The sequence below is a fragment of the Streptomyces sp. NPDC041205 genome, from assembly GCF_055591765.1.
Genome location: NZ_JBVIZH010000010.1, coordinates 134,457 through 151,525 on the forward strand (window position 1 = coordinate 134,457; position 17,069 = coordinate 151,525).

The following is a 17,069-nucleotide window of genomic DNA, read 5'->3' on the forward strand; positions in this document are numbered from 1 at the left end:
GGGGCGGGCGGCCCGGCGTCGCCCACCCCCGCCTACCGCGTCCCGCTCACGTCACCGCCAGCGTGACCTTGCTCTTCGCCGTGGAGCTGTTGCCCACGTACAGGTCGAACCTGCCCTCCTCGACGAGGAACTCGCCGTGCGTGTCGTTCGTCCAGAAGCCCAGGTCCGCCGCGCCGAGCCGGAAGCGGACGACGGTGGAGCGGCCCGCGCCGAGCGTGACCCGGCGAAAGCCGCGCAGCTTGCGCACCGGCTGGGTGATGCTCGCCGCGACGTCGTGGACGTACAGCTGCACGACCTCGTCGCCCTTGCGGCGGCCGGTGTTGGAGACGGTGACCGACACCTCCAGGGTGTCGCCGTCTCGCAGGGCGCCCGCGGGGACGGCGGCGCGGCTCAGCTTCGGCGCGCCGATCTCGAACGTCGTGTAGCTGAGGCCGTGGCCGAAGGGGAACTGCGGGTCCGGCGGCAGGTCCAGGTACTTTGACGTGTACTTGTTGTCGGCGTCGTAGGGGCGGCCCGTCGACTCGTGGTTGTAGTGGATCGGGATCTGGCCGACCGTGCGCGGGAAGGACACGGGCAGCTTGCCGCCCGGGTTGACCTTGCCGAAGAGGACATCGGCGATGGCGTTCCCGGCCTCGACGCCGGGGTGCCAGGCCTCCAGGACGGCGGGCGTCGACTCCAGCCAGCCGCCCATGGTCAGCGGGCGGCCGCCCACCAGGACGACCACGAACAGCTTGCCGGTCCGCGCGACCGCCTCGACGAGACGTTCCTGCGCGCCGGGCAGACCGATGTCGCTGCGCGCCGCCGCCTCGCCGCTCATCGACGGCGGCTCGCCCACGACGACGACCGTCACATCGGCGGCCTTCGCGGCGGCGACCGCGGCCGGGATGCCGCCGGTGTCCTTGCCCTCGGGGTCGACACCGCGCGCGTACGTGACCTTCGCGTCCGGGGCCGCGCGGCGCACCGCGTCGAGGACCTTCACCGACGGGTACTTCTTCGCGGCGGCCGGGACCACCCAGGTGCCGAGCAGGTCGTCAAAGTCGCCGAACGGGCCGACGACGGCGATGGACTTGGCGGTGGACTTCAACGGCAGCACCTTGCCGCCGCCCCCGGCGCTCTCGTTCTTGAGGAGCACCATCGAGCGGGCGCCGCTCTCGCGGGCGGCCTTGCGGGTGGCGGCGGTCGGCCCGTCGATCGCCGCGTCCTCGTCGACATAAGGACGGTCGAAGAGACCCAGGGCGAATTTCAGCCGCAGGATACGGGCGACCGCGTCGTTCAGACGGCGCTCGCTGATCTTCCCGGCGCGCAGCAGCTTCTTGCCGTGGTCACGGAGGTTGGTGCTGACCATCTCCATGTCGACGCCCGCGTTCAGCGAGAGCCGGGCGGCGGCCGCGCCGTCCTCGGCGAAGCCGTGCGCGATCAGCTCCTGGACGCCGGTCCAGTCGCTGACGACGACTCCGTCGAAGCCCCACTCCTTCTTGAGGATGCCGGTCAGGGTGTGGGAGTTGCCGTGCGCGGGGACGCCGCCGACGGTGTTGAAGGACGCCATCACCGTGGCGGCGCCCGCGTCCAGGGCGGCCTTGAACGGCGGCAGATAGAGATTGCGCAGCCGGGACTCCGACACGTCGACCGTGTTGTAGTCGCGCCCGCCCTCGGCCCCGCCGTACGCCACGAAGTGCTTGGCGCAGGCGGCGACCCGGTCCTTGGCGGCGAACTCGCCCTTGCCCGGGCCCTGGTAGCCCTCGACCTTGGCGGCGGCGAACTCGGCCGTCAGGTACGGATCCTCGCCGCACCCCTCGGCGATACGGCCCCAGCGCGGCTCGTGCGTGACGTCCATCATCGGTGAGAACGTCCAGTGCACGCCGTTGGAACGGGCTTCCTTCGCGGACACCTCGGCGTCCGTCCGCGTCACGTCCGGGTCGAAGCTCGCCGCCTGCGCGAGCGGGATCGGGAACGTCGTCCAGAAACCGTGGATGACGTCCAGGCCGAACAGCAGCGGGATGCCGAGCCGCGACTCCTCGACCGCGATGCGCTGGAGCGCGTTGCTGCTCTTGGCGCCGAAGATCGAGAGCACCGAGCCGAGGCGTCCGGCGCGCGCCGCGTCCTCCACGTCCTTGGTCTCACCGCCGCCCGGGCCGGTGTCCCAGGACCAGGCGAGCTGCTGGAGCTGGCCCAGCTTCTCTTCGACAGTCATACGGTCGAGGAGCCGCCGGACCTTGCCGTCGTGGGCGGTGTCGCGATCCCCGGCGGCGGCGCCCGGGGCGGGTGCGGTCGGCGCCGCCTCGGCGACCGTGGAGTTCAGAGCACCGCCCGCGACGGCGGTGCCGCCGATCGCGGACAGCACAGTGCGCCTTCGTACATCTCGCATGCGTTCGCCTTCTCACGTCAGGACACGAGTAACCGGAGTGATGCGCTCAAGAATTGAAGCGAAAGTACGTGCCGGTTACAGGAGGGTCAATAGATGTGACAGGGGAGCCCGGGGCGCGGGGTGCGACGCTTGACCTCAAGATAACTTCAGGTTCTACGGTGCTGCCTATGAGCATGGAGACCACAGCCTGGACCCAACTGCACAGCGTCATGAACGCCGAGCAGGAACGCCGACCCTTCGCACGCGCCACGCTGCGCCGCATCACCGCCTTCGCCGCTCCGCATCGCCGCCGCATCACCCAGTTCGTCCTGCTGAGTGTCGTGACCGCGCTGCTCGCCGTGGCGACTCCCGTCCTCGCCGGGCGTGTCGTCGACGCCATCGTGTCCGGGGCCGAGTCCTCGACCGTCGTCCGCTACGCCGTGCTCATCGCCGTCATCGCGATCGCCGAGGCCGGCCTCGGACTGCTCAGCCGCTGGCTGTCGGCGAACCTGGGCGAAGGCCTGATCCTCGACCTGCGCACCGCCGTCTTCGACCATGTGCAGCGCATGCCGGTCGCCTTCTTCACCCGCACCCGCACCGGCGCGCTCGTCAGCCGCCTCAACAACGACGTGATCGGCGCGCAGCGGGCGTTCAGCAACACCCTCTCCGGAGTGGTGTCCAACCTCGTCACCCTCGTCCTCACCCTCGCCGTGATGCTCGCCCTGTCCTGGCAGATCACGCTGCTCGCGCTGGTGCTGCTGCCGGTGTTCGTGGTGCCCGCGCGCCGCATGGGCACCCGGATGGCCCGCCTCCAGCGGGAGGCTGCGCACCACAACGCGGCCATGGGCACGCGCATGACGGAGCGGTTCTCGGCGCCCGGCGCCACCCTCATCAAGCTGTTCGGCCGCCCCGCCGACGAGTCCGACGAGTTCGCGGCCAGGGCCCGCCGGGTGCGCGACATCGGGGTCCGCACCGCCATGGCGCAGTCGGCCTTCATCACCGCCCTGACCCTGGTGTCGGCGCTCGCGCTCGCCCTGGTCTACGGACTCGGCGGGTACTTCGCCCTCGACGGCACGCTGGAAGCGGGCGCCGTCGTCTCGCTCGCACTGCTCCTGACCCGGCTGTACGCGCCGCTGACGTCCCTCGCGGGGGCGCGCGTCGAGGTGATGAGCGCCCTGGTGAGCTTCGAGCGGGTCTTCGAAGTCCTCGACCTGAAGCCCCTCATCGACGAGAAGCCGCAGGCACGGACCGTGCCCGAGGGCCCCGTCGCCGTCGAGTTCGACGATGTCCGCTTCGGCTACCCCTCCGCCGACAAGGTCTCCCTCGCCTCCCTGGAAGAGGTCGCCTCCCTCGACGGCCGGGGCGGCGACGAGGTGCTGCACGGCCTGTCGTTCCGCGCCGAACCCGGCCAGACCGTGGCGCTCGTCGGCTCCTCCGGCGCGGGCAAGTCCACCATCGCGCAACTCCTTCCGCGCCTGTACGACGCCGACTCCGGAGCCGTACGCGTCGGCGGCGAGGACGTGCGCGACCTGACGGCCGACTCGCTGCGCGACACCATCGGCATGGTCACCCAGGACGGCCACCTCTTCCACGAGTCGGTCCGCGCCAACCTGCTGCTCGCCAGGCCCGGAGCGAGCGAGGACGAGCTGTGGGACGTGCTGCGCCGGGCCCGCCTCGACACCCTGGTGCGGTCGCTGCCGGACGGCCTCGACACGGTGGTCGGCGAGCGCGGCTACCGGCTCTCCGGCGGTGAGCGGCAGCGCATGACCATCGCGCGGCTCCTGCTCGCCCAGCAGCGGGTGGTCATCCTCGACGAGGCGACCGCCCACCTCGACAACACGTCCGAGGCCGCCGTGCAGGAGGCCCTCGCGGAGGCCCTCGCGGACCGTACGGCGGTGGTCATCGCGCACCGGCTCTCCACCGTGCGGGCGGCCGACCAGATCCTCGTCGTGGAGGCCGGGCGGATCGTGGAGCGCGGCACGCACGACGAACTGCTCACGGTCGACGGGCGGTACGCGGAGCTGTACCGGACGCAGTTCGCGGGGAAGCCGGACACGGAGGGCGGTGCGGGTGCGGTGGGCTGCGTGATCGCGGGGGACTGCGGCGACCCGGCGGGCTGCGCCGACCCGGCCGACGGCGCGGATGTGGCCGTGGTCGTCTGACGCGGCGGTGGTCTCCGCCCTGCCGGTCCGATGCGGCGGGGCCACGGCCGCCAATGTCCTCGGCGTGCCCGCGGGGACGCTGCTCGGCGACCTCGGCGACCTCGGCGACCTCGGCGACACGGTGCCGAGCCGCCCCGGGAGCACGACGCGGAGCACCTCGCCGACCAGCCCGCCGCGTACTGGACCGGCGCCGCGCACACCGCGGTCATCGCCTTCATGAACGCCGAACAGTCCGCCCTCGGCACCAGCCCGCGGCACTGGACGGCCCTGAACCGGCTCGCCGTCGCCGAGGAGGGCCTGACCCGCAACGGCCTGACCGAGGCGCTGCGCGCGTACACGCCCCCAGGTCGACGACCCCTCCACCTGCGCCGAGGTGGTGGACGACCTGCGCGACCGCGGCAGGGCAAGAACTCCGGCCCCCTGCCTGAAGGTCCACGACGGCGCCGCGGCCGTGGGACCGCCACGTGCAGGGCACTCCGCCCGCAGTGGTTAGGGTGGGGTGCCGCCGCACTGGAAGTACAGGAGAGGACAGGGGAGGACCGTCATGCGACAGAACCCGGCCAGGCGCACCGCGCTGCTGGACGCAGCGATCGAGGTGCTCGCGCGCGAGGGGTCCCGGGGGCTGACGCTGCGAGCCATGGACGCGGAGGCGGCGGTGCCCAAGGGCACCGCCAGCAACTACTTCCCGCACCGCGCGGAACTCCTCGCGCAGGTCATGCGGCGCATCCTGGAGCGGCTCACGCCGGAGGAGGCCGCGCTCGCCGACACCATGAGCGAGAAGCCGGACTCGGCCCTCGTCGTGACGCTCCTCAAGCAGCTCCTCGAGCGGACGCGGGCCGACCGGGCCAGCCACCTCGCGCTGCTCGAACTGCGCCTGGAGGCCACCCGTCGCCCCGAACTGCACGCCGAGCTCACCCAGTTCATGGCCGAGCAGCTCGACGCCAACATCGCCTTCCACCTGGGCGCGGGCCTGCCCGGCGACCGCACCGGCGTCGTGCTCCTCTACCTCGGCATGCTGGGCCTGATCGTGGACGACCTGACCGTGCCCGACCTGCTCGCGCCGTACTCGACGGACACGCTCATCGAGGAACTGTCGCAGCGGGTCCTGCGCTGAGGCGTCCGCCGGTGCGTCCCCGGCCCGGCGGACGCCCGAGCGCTGCCCCGCCGCCCCGGCTCAGGCCGCCGGGCGCAGCGTGATCGCGGTGAGGACCAGGCCGTCCCGCGCCAGCCAGCGGCCCGTCAGCTCCTGCGGGAAGCCCCGTTCCCGTACGGGAGGAAGGAGCCGCGCGGTGAAGGTGCCCGTGTCCGGGGCCTGCGACCGGTGGAAGGTGACGTCGGCCTCCTCGAAGCCCAGGGGCGCGCGCATCAGGGGATACCAGGTCTTGTAGATGCTCTCCTTGGCGCTGAACAGGGCGCGGTCCCAGCGCACCGCGGGCCACCGGGCCAGGAGTTCGCCCACCCGCCGCCGCTCCTCGGGCAGTGCCACCGCCTCCAGTACGCCGTCGGGCAGGGGCTCGCCCGGGGTGGCGTCGATGCCGACCGAGCGGACGCGGGCGGTACGGGCGACGGCCGCGCCGCGGTAGCCGTCGCAGTGCGTGATGCTGCCGACGACGCCGTCGGGCCACTCCGGACAGCCCTTCGCGTCGGGGAGGATCGACACGGCGGGCTGCCCGAGGGCGGTCAGGGCGCGGTGCGCGCAGTGGCGGCCCGTGGTGAACTCGCCGCGCCGCGACGGCACCGACCGGGCGATGAGGGCCTGCTCGTCGGGGTGCAGGGCGACGCCGTCCGGGTCGCCGAAGGCCTCGCGGCAGACGACGTCCTCGGGCACGATGCGCGCGAGCAGGGCGGGCGGCGCCGGGGTGGGGATCGGCTCCGCGGCGGGAAGCGGCCGCGTGGCGGAGCGCGGCGCCTCGGCCCCCGTACGACTGTGCTGTGTCCCGAGGGTCATGGCGTGCCTTCCTTCTCCCGGCCCTCCGCCTTGTCCAGCTTGTCCAGCTTGTCCAGGTCTTCCGTGGTCCCGAGGCCGTCCCGCGCCGACGCGGCTCGCGCGGGTGGAGCGTCGGCGCCCTTGGCCTGGCCGCGCCGGGGCAGATAGACCAACAGCTCGGTGGCGATGAAGCGGATGACGAACGTCGTCAGGAGGGCCAGAGCGGTGGCGGGCAGCACCGACATGCCCACGCCGTCGACGAGCAGCGCGATCAGCGGGATGCGCAGGACCAGGTCGGCGTTGGCGAGCAGCGCGAACCGGCCGAGGCGGTCGGCCCAGTGGCGGTGGCCGCGCCGGTCGCGGAAGAGCAGCAGATCGATGAGCAGGAAGTTCCACAGCACACCGAACTGGTTGGCCACCACCTCGGCGGGCAGATAGTGCAGGCCCATGGCGGTGAGCGCGGCGAGGCCGCACAGGTTCGGCAGGAAGCCGGTCAGGCCGATGAGGCCGAAGACCACCATCCGCGCCACCGGGGTCGCGGTGCGCAGCGACACCAGGTGGGCGAGGAACCGCAGCCCCTCGCGCACGGTCGACTTCGACTCGCCCGCGAACCGCTCCTGGAAGGAGAACGGCACCTCGGCGACGACGCGCGGCCGGCAGCGGATCGCCAGCTCAAGGAGGATCTTGTAGCCCAGCGGCTTGAGGATGTCGGAGTGGGCGTGCACCGTGCTGCGGCGGATCGCGAAGAAGCCGCTCATCGGGTCGCTGATGCCCCGCAGCGCCGAGCGGAACAGCGCCTTGGTCGCGAGCGTCGAGGTGCGTGACACGGCGACGCGGTAGCGGCCGGAGAGCCCGGCGTGGCTGCCGCCGCCCGCGTACCGGCTGGCCACGACGAGGTCGGCGCCCGCGCGGCGCCCGGTCTCGATCAGCTCGGGCATCAGGGACGGCGGGTGTTGGAGGTCGGCGTCCATGACGACGATCCACTCGGACGCGGCGGCCTTCATGCCCTCCACCACGGCGCCGCTCAGGCCGCCCGTCGGCACCTCGCGGTGGATGACGTTCACGGGGAACGGGCAGGTGAGGGCCGCGCGTTCGATCGCGGCCGGGGTGTCGTCGGAGCTGTCGTCGACGAACAGGGCCTCGCACTCCAGGTGCGCGGGCAGCCCGGCGGCCAGGCGCCTCAGCAACTCCTCGACGTTCCCGGCCTCGTTGAAGGTCGGGATGATCACGGTGACGGTGGTCCGGGCTCCGTCCGGGGCGAGGGCCGGGTCGAGGGCGGCGGCCCCGTCCAGGGCGGCGACTTCTTCCAGGGCGACGGCCTCTTCCAGGGCGGCGACTTCTTCCGGGGCGGTGGGCCCGCGGCCCTCGGTCTCCTCTGCGCCGGGGCCGGACGCGCTCATCGGGGCACGCTCCCTTGGTGGGGTGCGTCCGCCTGCCGCGGCACGCTCCGGGTGGTGGTGGAGCCCGCGGTGTGCATTCTCGCCATGGTCGTCCTCTACGGTCTGCGCGCCTGCGCGTCGCATCGGCGTGCCCTGACCGACCGGGGCCGGCTGCGGGCGGTGAACCTGTCTGCTGGGCACGGGAGCCCCGGTGACCGAGCGGGGGAGAAGGCCGTCGGCCGGGGGTGGCCGTCGTCCGGGAGCCGAGCCGCGTTCCGGAGGATCAGGGGTGGCGTCCGTCGTGCCCGCGCCACGGTGCCGGAGACCCTCGGTGATTCCTCCTGCCGGAGGCTATCCGCGGCTCCTGCGGCGCTCCACCCCTATCCGTCCCCTAGGGCCCGCCCGACGGGCCGGTGCGGCGCGGCGCGTGGCCGGGACGCCGCCGTACTCCCGAGTTCGCGTACATCGGAGGCGAGTTGGGCTCCGTACAACCCTCACGAAATGACCGTTGGCCAGAAACGGCGACGTAACAATGTGACGCATCTGGCAGCGCCGACAGGTATGGACCGGGTGTGCAGTGGTGGTTCCGGTTGCACAACCGGTGTGCAGCTCCCGAAGCCGCCTGAACACCATGGACTTCCTTGGTGAATTTTGCCGTCAAATTGCCTCTGGATTGTCTTCAGCGGACCGTTACGGAGTCTCCGCGAGGAACTTTCCCGGACACGAGCGCCTAACGCATCCTTAACGGCCGCGCCCGGGGGAGGGGCCCGGCGGACCCGCCTGGAGGTCAACGCCGGTTGCGCCGCGAGGTGTTAGACGTGGCGCGCGGAGGGCGGTATGAGTCGCTCCGCTTGGAGGCCGGGAGTACTGGACCGGCGCCGGGCGGGTACGAGGGGTCTGCCGACCGGTTCCCTGGCCGCGCGCGTGGCCAGGGGTGTTTCCGGACAGGGTGGCTGGATGATCACTGTGTCGTTGGCCTCATGGCTGGTTCTTCTTCTCCTTTCTTTCAATTGGAATTCAAAGTTCCGTATGTGCGGGCGGCCTCCGCGCGGCCCAATACCACATCCAGGGCCGGAGTGGGGAGGGCTGAACGTTGCGAGTCGTGGTGGATTTGGGGGGTGGGCTCACTTCTTTCGGGGCTACCTCGTCGTCAAGTTTCAGTCATAGTTGTGTTGTTGACTGAGTGCCGCCAGAAGCACGGGAGAGATATCTGGAATATGCCCTGGTATCCTGCGAAGCGGTTCCAGTGGATACTTGAGAGTGCGTTATGCAAATAAGGCACCAGTGCACTTTGCGATAATTTCTTACGGGGAGGAAACCGCACAATGAGCCTGGTCGAGCGAGTCGATGAATGGGCTCTCTTGGAGGAGGTTCTGGCGAACAGCGCGGAGGGGCCTTCCCGTGTTGTTGTGGTGAGAGGGCCGGTGGCCACCGGCAAGAGCGAGTTGCTGAACGGCGTCGCCGACCAGGCCGAGGCGCGAGGGCTCACGGTCGTCAGGGCGACGGGTTTACGAGCCGAGCGCAGGACCCCCATGGCTGTTTTCGGCCAACTGCTCCTGAACGCGGGCCGGGCCGAGGGGCCCCTGGACCCGGCGGAGCGGGACGGCCGGGCGCGGCCCGAGCAGGGGGAAGAGCGAGAGAACGGCGCGACCGCGCGCGTGGAGCAACTGCTCGACGACGCGAGGTTCACCGCGATGCTGCGCGACCCCGACTGTGAACGCGAGGAGCACGTCCGCGCCCACGTCATGCGGTCGCTGACCGCCGCCCTGCACGCCACGGCCCAGGGCCGGCCGCTCGCGATCCTCGTCGACGACGTCCAGTACGCCGACATCCCGTCCCTGCAGTGCCTGCAGCACGCCATGCGGGAACTGCGCGTCAAGCCCCTGGTGATCGTGCTCGGCCTGCGCACCGGGCCGCGCGCCGAACGCCCCATGTTCAGCGCCGAACTGCTGCGCCACCCCCGGCTGACCCAGTTGCGCCTCGCCACCCTCGGTGAGCGCGCGACCGCCGAGATGCTGCGCGAGCACCTGGACGAGGCCACCGCGCGCCGCCTCGCCCCCGAAGTCCACCGCGTCAGCGGCGGCAACCCCCTGCTGATCCGGGCCCTGACCCACGACATCCTCGCCCACCGTCCCCCCACCGACCCCTCCCTGCCCGCCCTGCACGCCCTCACCGTCGGCGACGCCTACCGCCAGTCCGTGCTCAGCTGCCTGCACCGGGGCGAGGACTCCGTGCTCGCGGTCGCCCGCGGCCTCGCGATCCTGGACGACGCCGCGTCCGACACGACACTCGCCGGACTGCTCGAACTCGACCACGAGACCGTCACGCTCAGCCGCCGCGTCCTGGAGTCGGCCGGCCTCGCCGAGGCGGGAACGTTTCGGCACCCGCTGGCCAGAACCGCCGTCCTCGACGACCTGACCCGCGACGACCGGATCGACCTGCACCGCCGCGCCGCCGACCTGCTGCGCCGCGGCGGCGCCGAACCGCCCGTCGTCGCCCGGCACATCGTCGCCGCCGGTGAGGTCACCGACGAGGAGTCCCTCGACGTGCTGTGGGAGACGGCCACCCGCGCCCGGCGCGACGAGGACGTCTCGCTCGCCATCGCCTGCCTCCAGCTCGCCGACCAGGCCTGCCCGCGCGGTGCGCGGCGCAGCGAGATCCTGGCCGAACTGACGCGCTGCGTCTGGCGGGTGCGCCCGTCCACCGTCGGCCCGCATCTGCGCGCCCTGCGCGCCGCGTTCGACGAGGGCTGGCTCACCGAGCAGGCCGTGCCCGCGCTCCTCGCGGGTCTGCTCTGGCAGGGCAGGTTCGACGAGGCCGCCGAGATCGCCCGCAAGTGCCAGGGCGCGTACGAAGGGACCTCCGCCGTCTCCGCGTACCTAGCCGCCGGTGCCGTACGCACCACCTACCCCGCGCTGCGCGAGCGCGTCGGCCCCGACAACTGGCCCGCCCCGCACAGCAACGCGGACGCCGTCACCGGACGCGGCAGCGACCCCCGCAGCCGGGCAGGCGCCGCCCTGAACACGGTGCTCACCCGCGGCGTCGACCCGCACGCCGCCGACCTCGCCGAGGCCGTGCTGCAGGGCACCCCGCTGAACGACGCCAACCTGGAGGCGCTGACCTGCTCGCTCAACGTCCTCATCTACTCCGACCGGCTCACCCACGCCGCGCACTGGTGCGACGCGCTCCTTCGCGAGGCCACCAAGCTCGGCGGCCCGGGCTGGCAGGCACCCCTGTCCGCGGTCAGGGCGAAGATCGCGCTGCGGCAGGGCAACGCCGGGGACGCCGTCCGCTACGCCGTCAACGCGCTCGCGTGGATGACACCGCTCGGCTGGGGCGTCGGCATCGGCTCGGTCCTCGCCACCCTGGTCTCCGCGCACACCGCGATGGGGCAGTACGACCAGGCGATGACCTACCTCGACCACCACGTCCCCGACGGCCTGCCGGAGACGCGCTACGGCCTGGAGCTGATCCACGCCCGCGGCCAGCTCTACGCGGCCACCGGCCGGGTCCGGCCCGCCCTGGACGACTTCCTCACCTGCGGGGAGCTGATGACGCGCTGGGGCATCGACCAGCCCGCGCTCATCCCCTGGCGGTCCGCCGCCGCGGAGATGCACCTGCGCACCGGCGGCGAGGCCGAGGCCGACCGGCTCGTCAAGGAGCAGTTGGCCAAGTGCGGCCCGGGACAGTCGCGTACGCGCGCGCTGACCCTGCGGGTGCTCGCCGAGGTCGCCGGACTGCGGCGCCACCACCACGCGCTGCACGAGGCGATCGAGGAGCTGGAGGAGTGCGAGGACCGGCTGGAACTGGTGCGGGTCCTCGGGGCGCTCAGCCGGTCCCACCACGCCCTCGGCGAGCTGGGCCAGGCGCGCATGATGGCGCGGCGGGCCTGGCGCATCGCGCGCGACGCCCAGGCCGAGGCGCTGTGCGAGCAGCTGCTGCCGTACGGCGACGGCGAGGTGAGCGCGGTGGACCGGCCGACGGGCAACGGCGAGAGCTGCCCCTCGGAGGAACTGACCGACGCGGAGCGGCGCGTGGCCTCACTGGCGTCCTTCGGGCACAGCAACCGGGAGATAGCACGGAAACTGTTCATCACCGTCAGTACGGTCGAGCAGCATCTGACGCGGGTCTACCGCAAGTTGAACGTGTCACGGCGCAAGGATCTGCCACACGATCTGCTCGCCGACACGGCGTGCTGACATCCCCTGACGCGGTGCGCCGATACGGCTGAAACGGTGTGCCGAGGAGATGACCGGCCACGGTCCGTCGCGCGATGACAACGTTGTGCTGATGGTTCTCCACGGTCAACGATCCGCTGGGGAAACGGAGCTGAATGTCCGATGACCTGGGGAGGCGTGGAGAACCGGAAGGGGCGGGCCGCCCGGAGCGTGACCGGCGGCGCGCGGGCCCGAGTCGGTCAGTGAGCGGCTGACCGGCAGGCGAGGCACATCTCGCCGTCGTGGACCGCGAAGGCGCGGTCCGCCATGGCGTGTGCGATCTGCCAGGAGCGGGTGGAGAACACCACGGTCCCGGTGGATGCCGTGTAGCGGCTCAGCACCCGACAGATGATCTTCTCCGACGTGCTGTCCACGTCGTCCAGAAGATGACACAGCAACAGCAACTTCGGTACGTGCAGCAGCGCGCACCCCAGGGCGGTGCGCGAGCGCTGCCCCGGGGAGAGCCCGGACACGGGCACCCGCTCGACGGCCCGCAGCCCGAGGACGTCAGTTAAGTCCGCCGTGCGCTGCGTGGCCGTCTCCGGCGAGAGCCCTTTGTGTCTGCCCGCGGCCACCAGCGCTTCGTGGACCATCACTTCGGGCAGCGGCATGCCCACGGACACGACACCGACGAGCCGTCGCACGGCCGTCGGGTCGGCGCGCGGGTCCAGGCCGTGGACCGACACGGCACGGCCGGGTCTGTCGTCGCACAGCAGCCGCGCCAGAAAGCGGTCCGCCGCGTCGTCGTCGGAGACCGCCGCCACGCACGTGTGCGGCTCGATCCGCAGGACGCGCTCCCGGCCCCCCGAACCGCTGCCGCACGCCTCCGATCCGCCGTCCGTCGTGTGCCGTACCTCCAGGGCCATGGGCTCCGACCGGGCTCCGCCGGGCGCGCCGCCCGGCCGGTGATCATGCACCGCGAACCTTCGGCCGTCCGACCCTCGATGCATGAAGCCTCTCCTTCATTGCGAATGTTGCACAGTTGGGTACACGGGGACTGTGTGGGGGTGCGTGGTGCGGACACCATAGATCATTCCAAGGCGTCTCCTGACTTTCGTACAGTCTTCAGGATCGAGGCCTGGCTACTAAAGTACTCATTGCGTGTCGCGCGTCTTTTTCGGCCCCGTCGCCACGGTGGCCCGCGGTGCCCCTGGGGCGCCCGGTGCGTGAACGTAGGAGGCGTAAGGGGATGTTGAGGGGTTTCTCCGCCCCCGTGCGCCGTCGTCATAATCAAGGGCACCGTCAGACGCGCCGTGTATCGGAGGCGATTCGCGAGCCCGACGGCCCCGTGGGGCAAGGCTCGGCCGCGTACGTCGCAGACCCTTCTCCTGCTGCCGCAGCCCGGCTCACCGCGGCCGTCTGAACGTACCGCCGGGCCGGCCTCCACCACGGTCAGAGGAGTATCCGTTGGTTGCCCTCAACGGCAGTTCGCGTCCCGGCGCGGCAGAATCCATTACCATGCTGGGCCCGGACTTTCCCTTCGCCTACGACGAATGGCTGTCCAGCGCGCACGGGCTCGGCGAAATACCGGAAGCGGAGTTCGGGACACCGGTTGCGGTGATCGGGGCCGGGATATCGGGCCTCGTCGCCGCCTATGAGCTCCTGCGCCTCGGGCTGCGGCCCGTGGTGTACGAAACCGGGCAGATGGGCGGCCGCATGCGCTCCGCGGCCTTCGACAGCCACCCCGACGCCGTGGCCGAGCTCGGCGCCATGCGCTTCCCCGCATCGGCGCTCGCCCTGCGGCACTACCTGGACCTGGTCGGCCTCGAGACCCGGCCCTTCCCCAACCCGCTGACCGCAGCGAGCGGCAGCACCGTCGTCGCGCTCAACGGCGACCGGCACTACGCCCGGCGGGCCACCGAACTCCCCGACGTCTACCAGGAAGTCGGCATGGCCTGGGACAAGACGCTCCAGGAGCACGCCGAGCTGTTCGCCATGGACGACGCGATCCGCCGCCGGGACACCGCCGCCATCAAGGCCATCTGGAACCCGCTGGTGCGCGCCCTCGACGACCAGTCCTTCTACGGCTTCATCGCGCAGTCGCCCTCCTTCCAGTCCTTCAAGTACCGGGAGATCTTCGGTCAGGTCGGCTTCGGCGCGGGCGGCTGGGACACCGACTTCCCCAACTCCATGCTGGAGATCCTGCGGGTCGTCTACACCGGCGCCGAGGACGACCACCGGCTCGTGGTCGGCGGCTCCCAGCAACTGCCCCTGCGGCTGTGGTCGCACGCCCCCGACGACGCCGCCCACTGGCCCGCGGGCACGTCCCTGGAGTCCCTGCACCGCGGCGGCCCCCGCGGCGGCGTCGCCCGCATCGAGCGCACCTCGCGCGGCATCACCGTGCACGAGCGGGGCGGCGGCTCCCAGGCCTTCGCGGCGGCCGTCTTCACCCCGCACAAGCGGACCCTGGTCACCAACGTCCGCTGCGACCAGGCGCTGCTGCCCACGCCCGTGTGGACGGCGGTGGAGCGCAGCCACTACATGGGCTCCTCCAAGCTGTTCGTGCTCGTGGACCGCCCGTTCTGGCGCGAACGCGACCCGCGCACCGGCCGGGACGTGATGAGCACGACCCTCACCGACCGGATGCCGCGCGGCGTCTACCTCTTCGACGAGGGCCCCGACCGCCCCGGCGTGATGTGCCTGTCGTACACCTGGAACGACGACTCCCTGAAGATGGCGCCGCTGACCCCCGAGGAGCGCCTGGACGGCGTCCTCGACGTGCTCGCCGACATCTACCCCGGCGTCGACATCCGCTCCCGCGTCATCGCGCCTCCGCGCACGGTGACCTGGGAGACCGACCCGCACTTCCAGGGCGCCTTCAAGGCGAACCTGCCGGGCCACTACCGCTACCAGCGGCGGCTGTTCACCCATTTCATGCAGGAGGAACTGACGCCACGTCAGCGCGGCTTCTTCCTCGCCGGTGACGACGTCTCCTGGACGGCGGGCTTCGCCGAGGGCGCCGTGACGACGGGCCTCAACGCCGTCTGGGGCGTGCAGCGTCATCTCGGCGGCGCCACCATGCCGTTGAACCCCGGACCCGGCGACCTGTTCGCGGAGCTGGCGCCGGTCGACCTGCCCGAGGACTGAGCGGCTCCCGTCCGGGCTCCTGTCCCGGCGAGGACGGACGAAGGGCCCCGGAGCGCAACCGCTCCGGGGCCCTTCCGCTGTGCCTGTCCGTCCCTCTTATGTCTGTGCGCGCTTGAGGAACCCGCGGATGCCGATGGACGCGAACAGCGTGATCGACCCGACGAGCACGATCAGTGTGATCGGCAGCGGTACGTGCTCCACGTTCGGGGACGTCACGGCCCGCATGCCCTCACTGGCGTACGACAGCGGATTGGCGCCGCAGATCACCTGGAACCAGCGCACCTCGTCCAGGGCGACCAGCGGGAACTGCGTCGAGCCCGTGAACAGCAGCGGCATCAGGACCAGCGTGAACATCACGTCCACCTTGTCGCTGCTCACCGACGTGCCGAGGCACAGGCCGATCGAGGCGCCCGCGAGAGCGCCGAGCCCGGCGATGCCGAGCGCGGGGACGGTCTTGCTGATCGGCCACGACAGATCCAGCAGGACCATGCCGACGGGCGTCATCATCAGGGACGCCACGAACCCGTACAGCGCGCCGAACAGAATCTTCTCGACGGCCACCAGGCTCAGCGAGATCGGCGAAAGAAGCCGGTCCTCGATCTCACGCGTGTAGGAGAAGTCCACGACGAGCGGCAGCGCCGTGTTCTGCATGCCGCCGAGGAATCCGTTCAGGGCCAGTACGCCGGGCAGAAGGACCGCGCTGTAGTCGCCGTCCACATAGCCCGCGTCGCTCAGCAGCACACCGAACACGAAGAGTGTGAAGAACGGCTGGATGATGGCCTGGCCGATGAACGTGGGGAACTGGCGCAGGGCGACAAACACGTCGCGCCACATGATGGCGCCGAACGTGTGCAACTGCCGCGAGGCCGGTGCGGCCGTGGCCGACGTAGTCATCGCAGATTCTTTCCGGTGAGGTGGAGAAAGACGTCTTCAAGGGACACCTTTCCGACGCCGACGTCCGTCACCCGGAAGTCCCCGCCGGTCAGCGCCGCGAGGGCCGGCTGGAGCGCCGCCACCGGCTCCGTGTCCGTATAGATGCGGAACCGGAAGCCGCCCTCCGCGGGCGGGTTCTCCGGGTCCACTTCGTCGACCTGCCGCACCCCGGGAAGGTCGGAGAGGAGCTTCACCACCGGCGTGGCGCCCTGCGGCGACTCCACCGTCAGGGCCAGCGTCGAGTGCGCGGGCAGCAGCTTGCCGAGCCCTTCCGGGGTGTCGAGGGCGAGCAGGGTGCCCCGGTCCACGATGCCGACGCGGTCGCAGAGCTTGGCGGCCTCGTCCATGTCATGGGTGGTGACGACCACCGTCACGCCGCGTTCGGCGAGTTCGGCGACCCGCTCGTGCACGAACAGGCGCGCCTGTGGGTCGAGGCCGGTCGCGGGCTCGTCGAGGAACAGGACGTTCGGGCGGTGGATCAGGGCGCGGGCGATCATCACGCGCTGCACCTGACCGCCGGACATGTCGTCGACCTTCGACTTGCGGTAGTCCGACAGGCCCATCTGGTCGAGGAGTTCATCGGCCCGCTGCCGTCGCTCGGCCCGCGGGATGCCGTGGTACGTGGCGTGGAACAGCAGGTTCTGACGCACCGAGAGGGACCGGTCGAGGTTGTTGCGCTGCGGCACCACCGCGAGGACGCGTTTCGCCTCTCTCGGCCGCGCGACCACGTCGACACCGTCGATCACGACGCTGCCCGAAGTCGGCCGCACCCGGGTGGTCATCATCCCCACCGTGGTGCTTTTCCCCGCGCCATTGGGGCCGAGCAGTCCGAACACCTCGCCCCGATACACATCGAAGCTCAGGCCGTCGACCACGCGGCGTGCGTTGGACGCGTACTGTTTCACCAGATTCTCAACCCGGACAGCGTTTTCCACGATCCTGACCCTAGGGCCGGGCGGGAATCGCGAACACCCCTATATCCGCCCCGCACTCGGACGTCATAGGGGCCGATTAGGGGTA

General features: G+C 71.4%; 10 protein-coding genes. 4 read left to right on the top strand and 6 right to left on the bottom strand.

Features of this window, described 5'->3' with window-relative positions; translation table 11 throughout:
* Window positions 1-46: 46 nt before the first annotated feature.
* Complete coding sequence (gene bglX / locus ACZ6BG_RS33435; RefSeq protein WP_469008437.1) at window positions 47-2,365, bottom strand: beta-glucosidase BglX; 2,319 nt, start codon at window positions 2,363-2,365, stop codon at window positions 47-49.
* 167 nt (window positions 2,366-2,532) lie between these two features.
* Here bglX and ACZ6BG_RS33440 point away from each other — a divergent pair, with 167 nt between their 5' ends.
* Together ACZ6BG_RS33440 and ACZ6BG_RS33445 are read left to right on the top strand one after the other, a co-directional pair.
* On the top strand, window positions 2,533-4,506 hold the full coding sequence (locus tag ACZ6BG_RS33440; protein ID WP_469008441.1) for an ABC transporter ATP-binding protein: 1,974 nt from the start codon (window positions 2,533-2,535) through the stop codon (window positions 4,504-4,506).
* A gap of 544 nt (window positions 4,507-5,050) precedes the next feature.
* Window positions 5,051-5,620, top strand: coding sequence for a TetR/AcrR family transcriptional regulator (locus ACZ6BG_RS33445; protein WP_469008444.1), 570 nt, complete (start codon window positions 5,051-5,053; stop codon window positions 5,618-5,620).
* A 60-nt stretch (window positions 5,621-5,680) separates the two neighbouring features.
* On the opposite strand, the gene ACZ6BG_RS33450 is transcribed toward ACZ6BG_RS33445, so the two are convergent.
* Together ACZ6BG_RS33450 and ACZ6BG_RS33455 are read right to left on the bottom strand one after the other, a co-directional pair.
* Complete coding sequence (locus tag ACZ6BG_RS33450; protein WP_469008448.1) at window positions 5,681-6,454, bottom strand: 4'-phosphopantetheinyl transferase family protein; 774 nt, start codon at window positions 6,452-6,454, stop codon at window positions 5,681-5,683.
* Complete coding sequence (locus tag ACZ6BG_RS33455) at window positions 6,451-7,833, bottom strand: glycosyltransferase (protein ID WP_469008451.1); 1,383 nt, start codon at window positions 7,831-7,833, stop codon at window positions 6,451-6,453. Before ACZ6BG_RS33455 ends, ACZ6BG_RS33450 begins: the two co-directional genes overlap by 4 nt.
* A gap of 1,304 nt (window positions 7,834-9,137) precedes the next feature.
* Between ACZ6BG_RS33455 and ACZ6BG_RS33460 the strand changes: the two genes are divergently transcribed.
* Entirely contained in the window at window positions 9,138-12,011 is a 2,874-nt protein-coding gene (locus tag ACZ6BG_RS33460; protein WP_469008454.1) for a helix-turn-helix transcriptional regulator, read from the top strand.
* A 218-nt stretch (window positions 12,012-12,229) separates the two neighbouring features.
* On the opposite strand, the gene ACZ6BG_RS33465 is transcribed toward ACZ6BG_RS33460, so the two are convergent.
* On the bottom strand, window positions 12,230-12,895 hold the full coding sequence (locus tag ACZ6BG_RS33465) for a P-loop NTPase family protein (RefSeq protein ID WP_469008457.1): 666 nt from the start codon (window positions 12,893-12,895) through the stop codon (window positions 12,230-12,232).
* Window positions 12,896-13,487: 592 nt separating this feature from the next.
* On the opposite strand from ACZ6BG_RS33465, the gene ACZ6BG_RS33470 reads away from it, so the two are divergent.
* Window positions 13,488-15,116 (top strand): flavin monoamine oxidase family protein, encoded by a 1,629-nt coding sequence (locus tag ACZ6BG_RS33470; protein WP_469008460.1) that lies wholly within the window; start codon window positions 13,488-13,490, stop codon window positions 15,114-15,116.
* 96 nt (window positions 15,117-15,212) lie between these two features.
* On the opposite strand, the gene ACZ6BG_RS33475 is transcribed toward ACZ6BG_RS33470, so the two are convergent.
* Together ACZ6BG_RS33475 and ACZ6BG_RS33480 are read right to left on the bottom strand one after the other, a co-directional pair.
* Window positions 15,213-16,010, bottom strand: coding sequence for an ABC transporter permease (locus ACZ6BG_RS33475; protein WP_405652508.1), 798 nt, complete (start codon window positions 16,008-16,010; stop codon window positions 15,213-15,215).
* Window positions 16,007-16,954 carry an ABC transporter ATP-binding protein gene (locus ACZ6BG_RS33480; RefSeq protein ID WP_469008467.1) on the bottom strand — a complete coding sequence of 316 codons (948 nt, stop codon included), beginning with the start codon at window positions 16,952-16,954 and terminating at the stop codon, window positions 16,007-16,009. The genes ACZ6BG_RS33475 and ACZ6BG_RS33480 overlap by 4 nt, the downstream gene beginning before the upstream one ends.
* Window positions 16,955-17,069: the final 115 nt, after the last annotated feature.

Coding starts and splice junctions, on each gene's coding strand:
- bglX (WP_469008437.1), bottom strand. CDS start 2,365: ATGCGAGATGTACGAAGGCGCACTGTGCTGTCCGCGATCGGCGGCACC.
- ACZ6BG_RS33440 (WP_469008441.1), top strand. CDS start 2,533: ATGAGCATGGAGACCACAGCCTGGACCCAACTGCACAGCGTCATGAAC.
- ACZ6BG_RS33445 (WP_469008444.1), top strand. CDS start 5,051: ATGCGACAGAACCCGGCCAGGCGCACCGCGCTGCTGGACGCAGCGATC.
- ACZ6BG_RS33450 (WP_469008448.1), bottom strand. CDS start 6,454: ATGACCCTCGGGACACAGCACAGTCGTACGGGGGCCGAGGCGCCGCGC.
- ACZ6BG_RS33455 (WP_469008451.1), bottom strand. CDS start 7,833: ATGAGCGCGTCCGGCCCCGGCGCAGAGGAGACCGAGGGCCGCGGGCCC.
- ACZ6BG_RS33460 (WP_469008454.1), top strand. CDS start 9,138: ATGAGCCTGGTCGAGCGAGTCGATGAATGGGCTCTCTTGGAGGAGGTT.
- ACZ6BG_RS33465 (WP_469008457.1), bottom strand. CDS start 12,895: ATGGCCCTGGAGGTACGGCACACGACGGACGGCGGATCGGAGGCGTGC.
- ACZ6BG_RS33470 (WP_469008460.1), top strand. CDS start 13,488: ATGCTGGGCCCGGACTTTCCCTTCGCCTACGACGAATGGCTGTCCAGC.
- ACZ6BG_RS33475 (WP_405652508.1), bottom strand. CDS start 16,010: ATGACTACGTCGGCCACGGCCGCACCGGCCTCGCGGCAGTTGCACACG.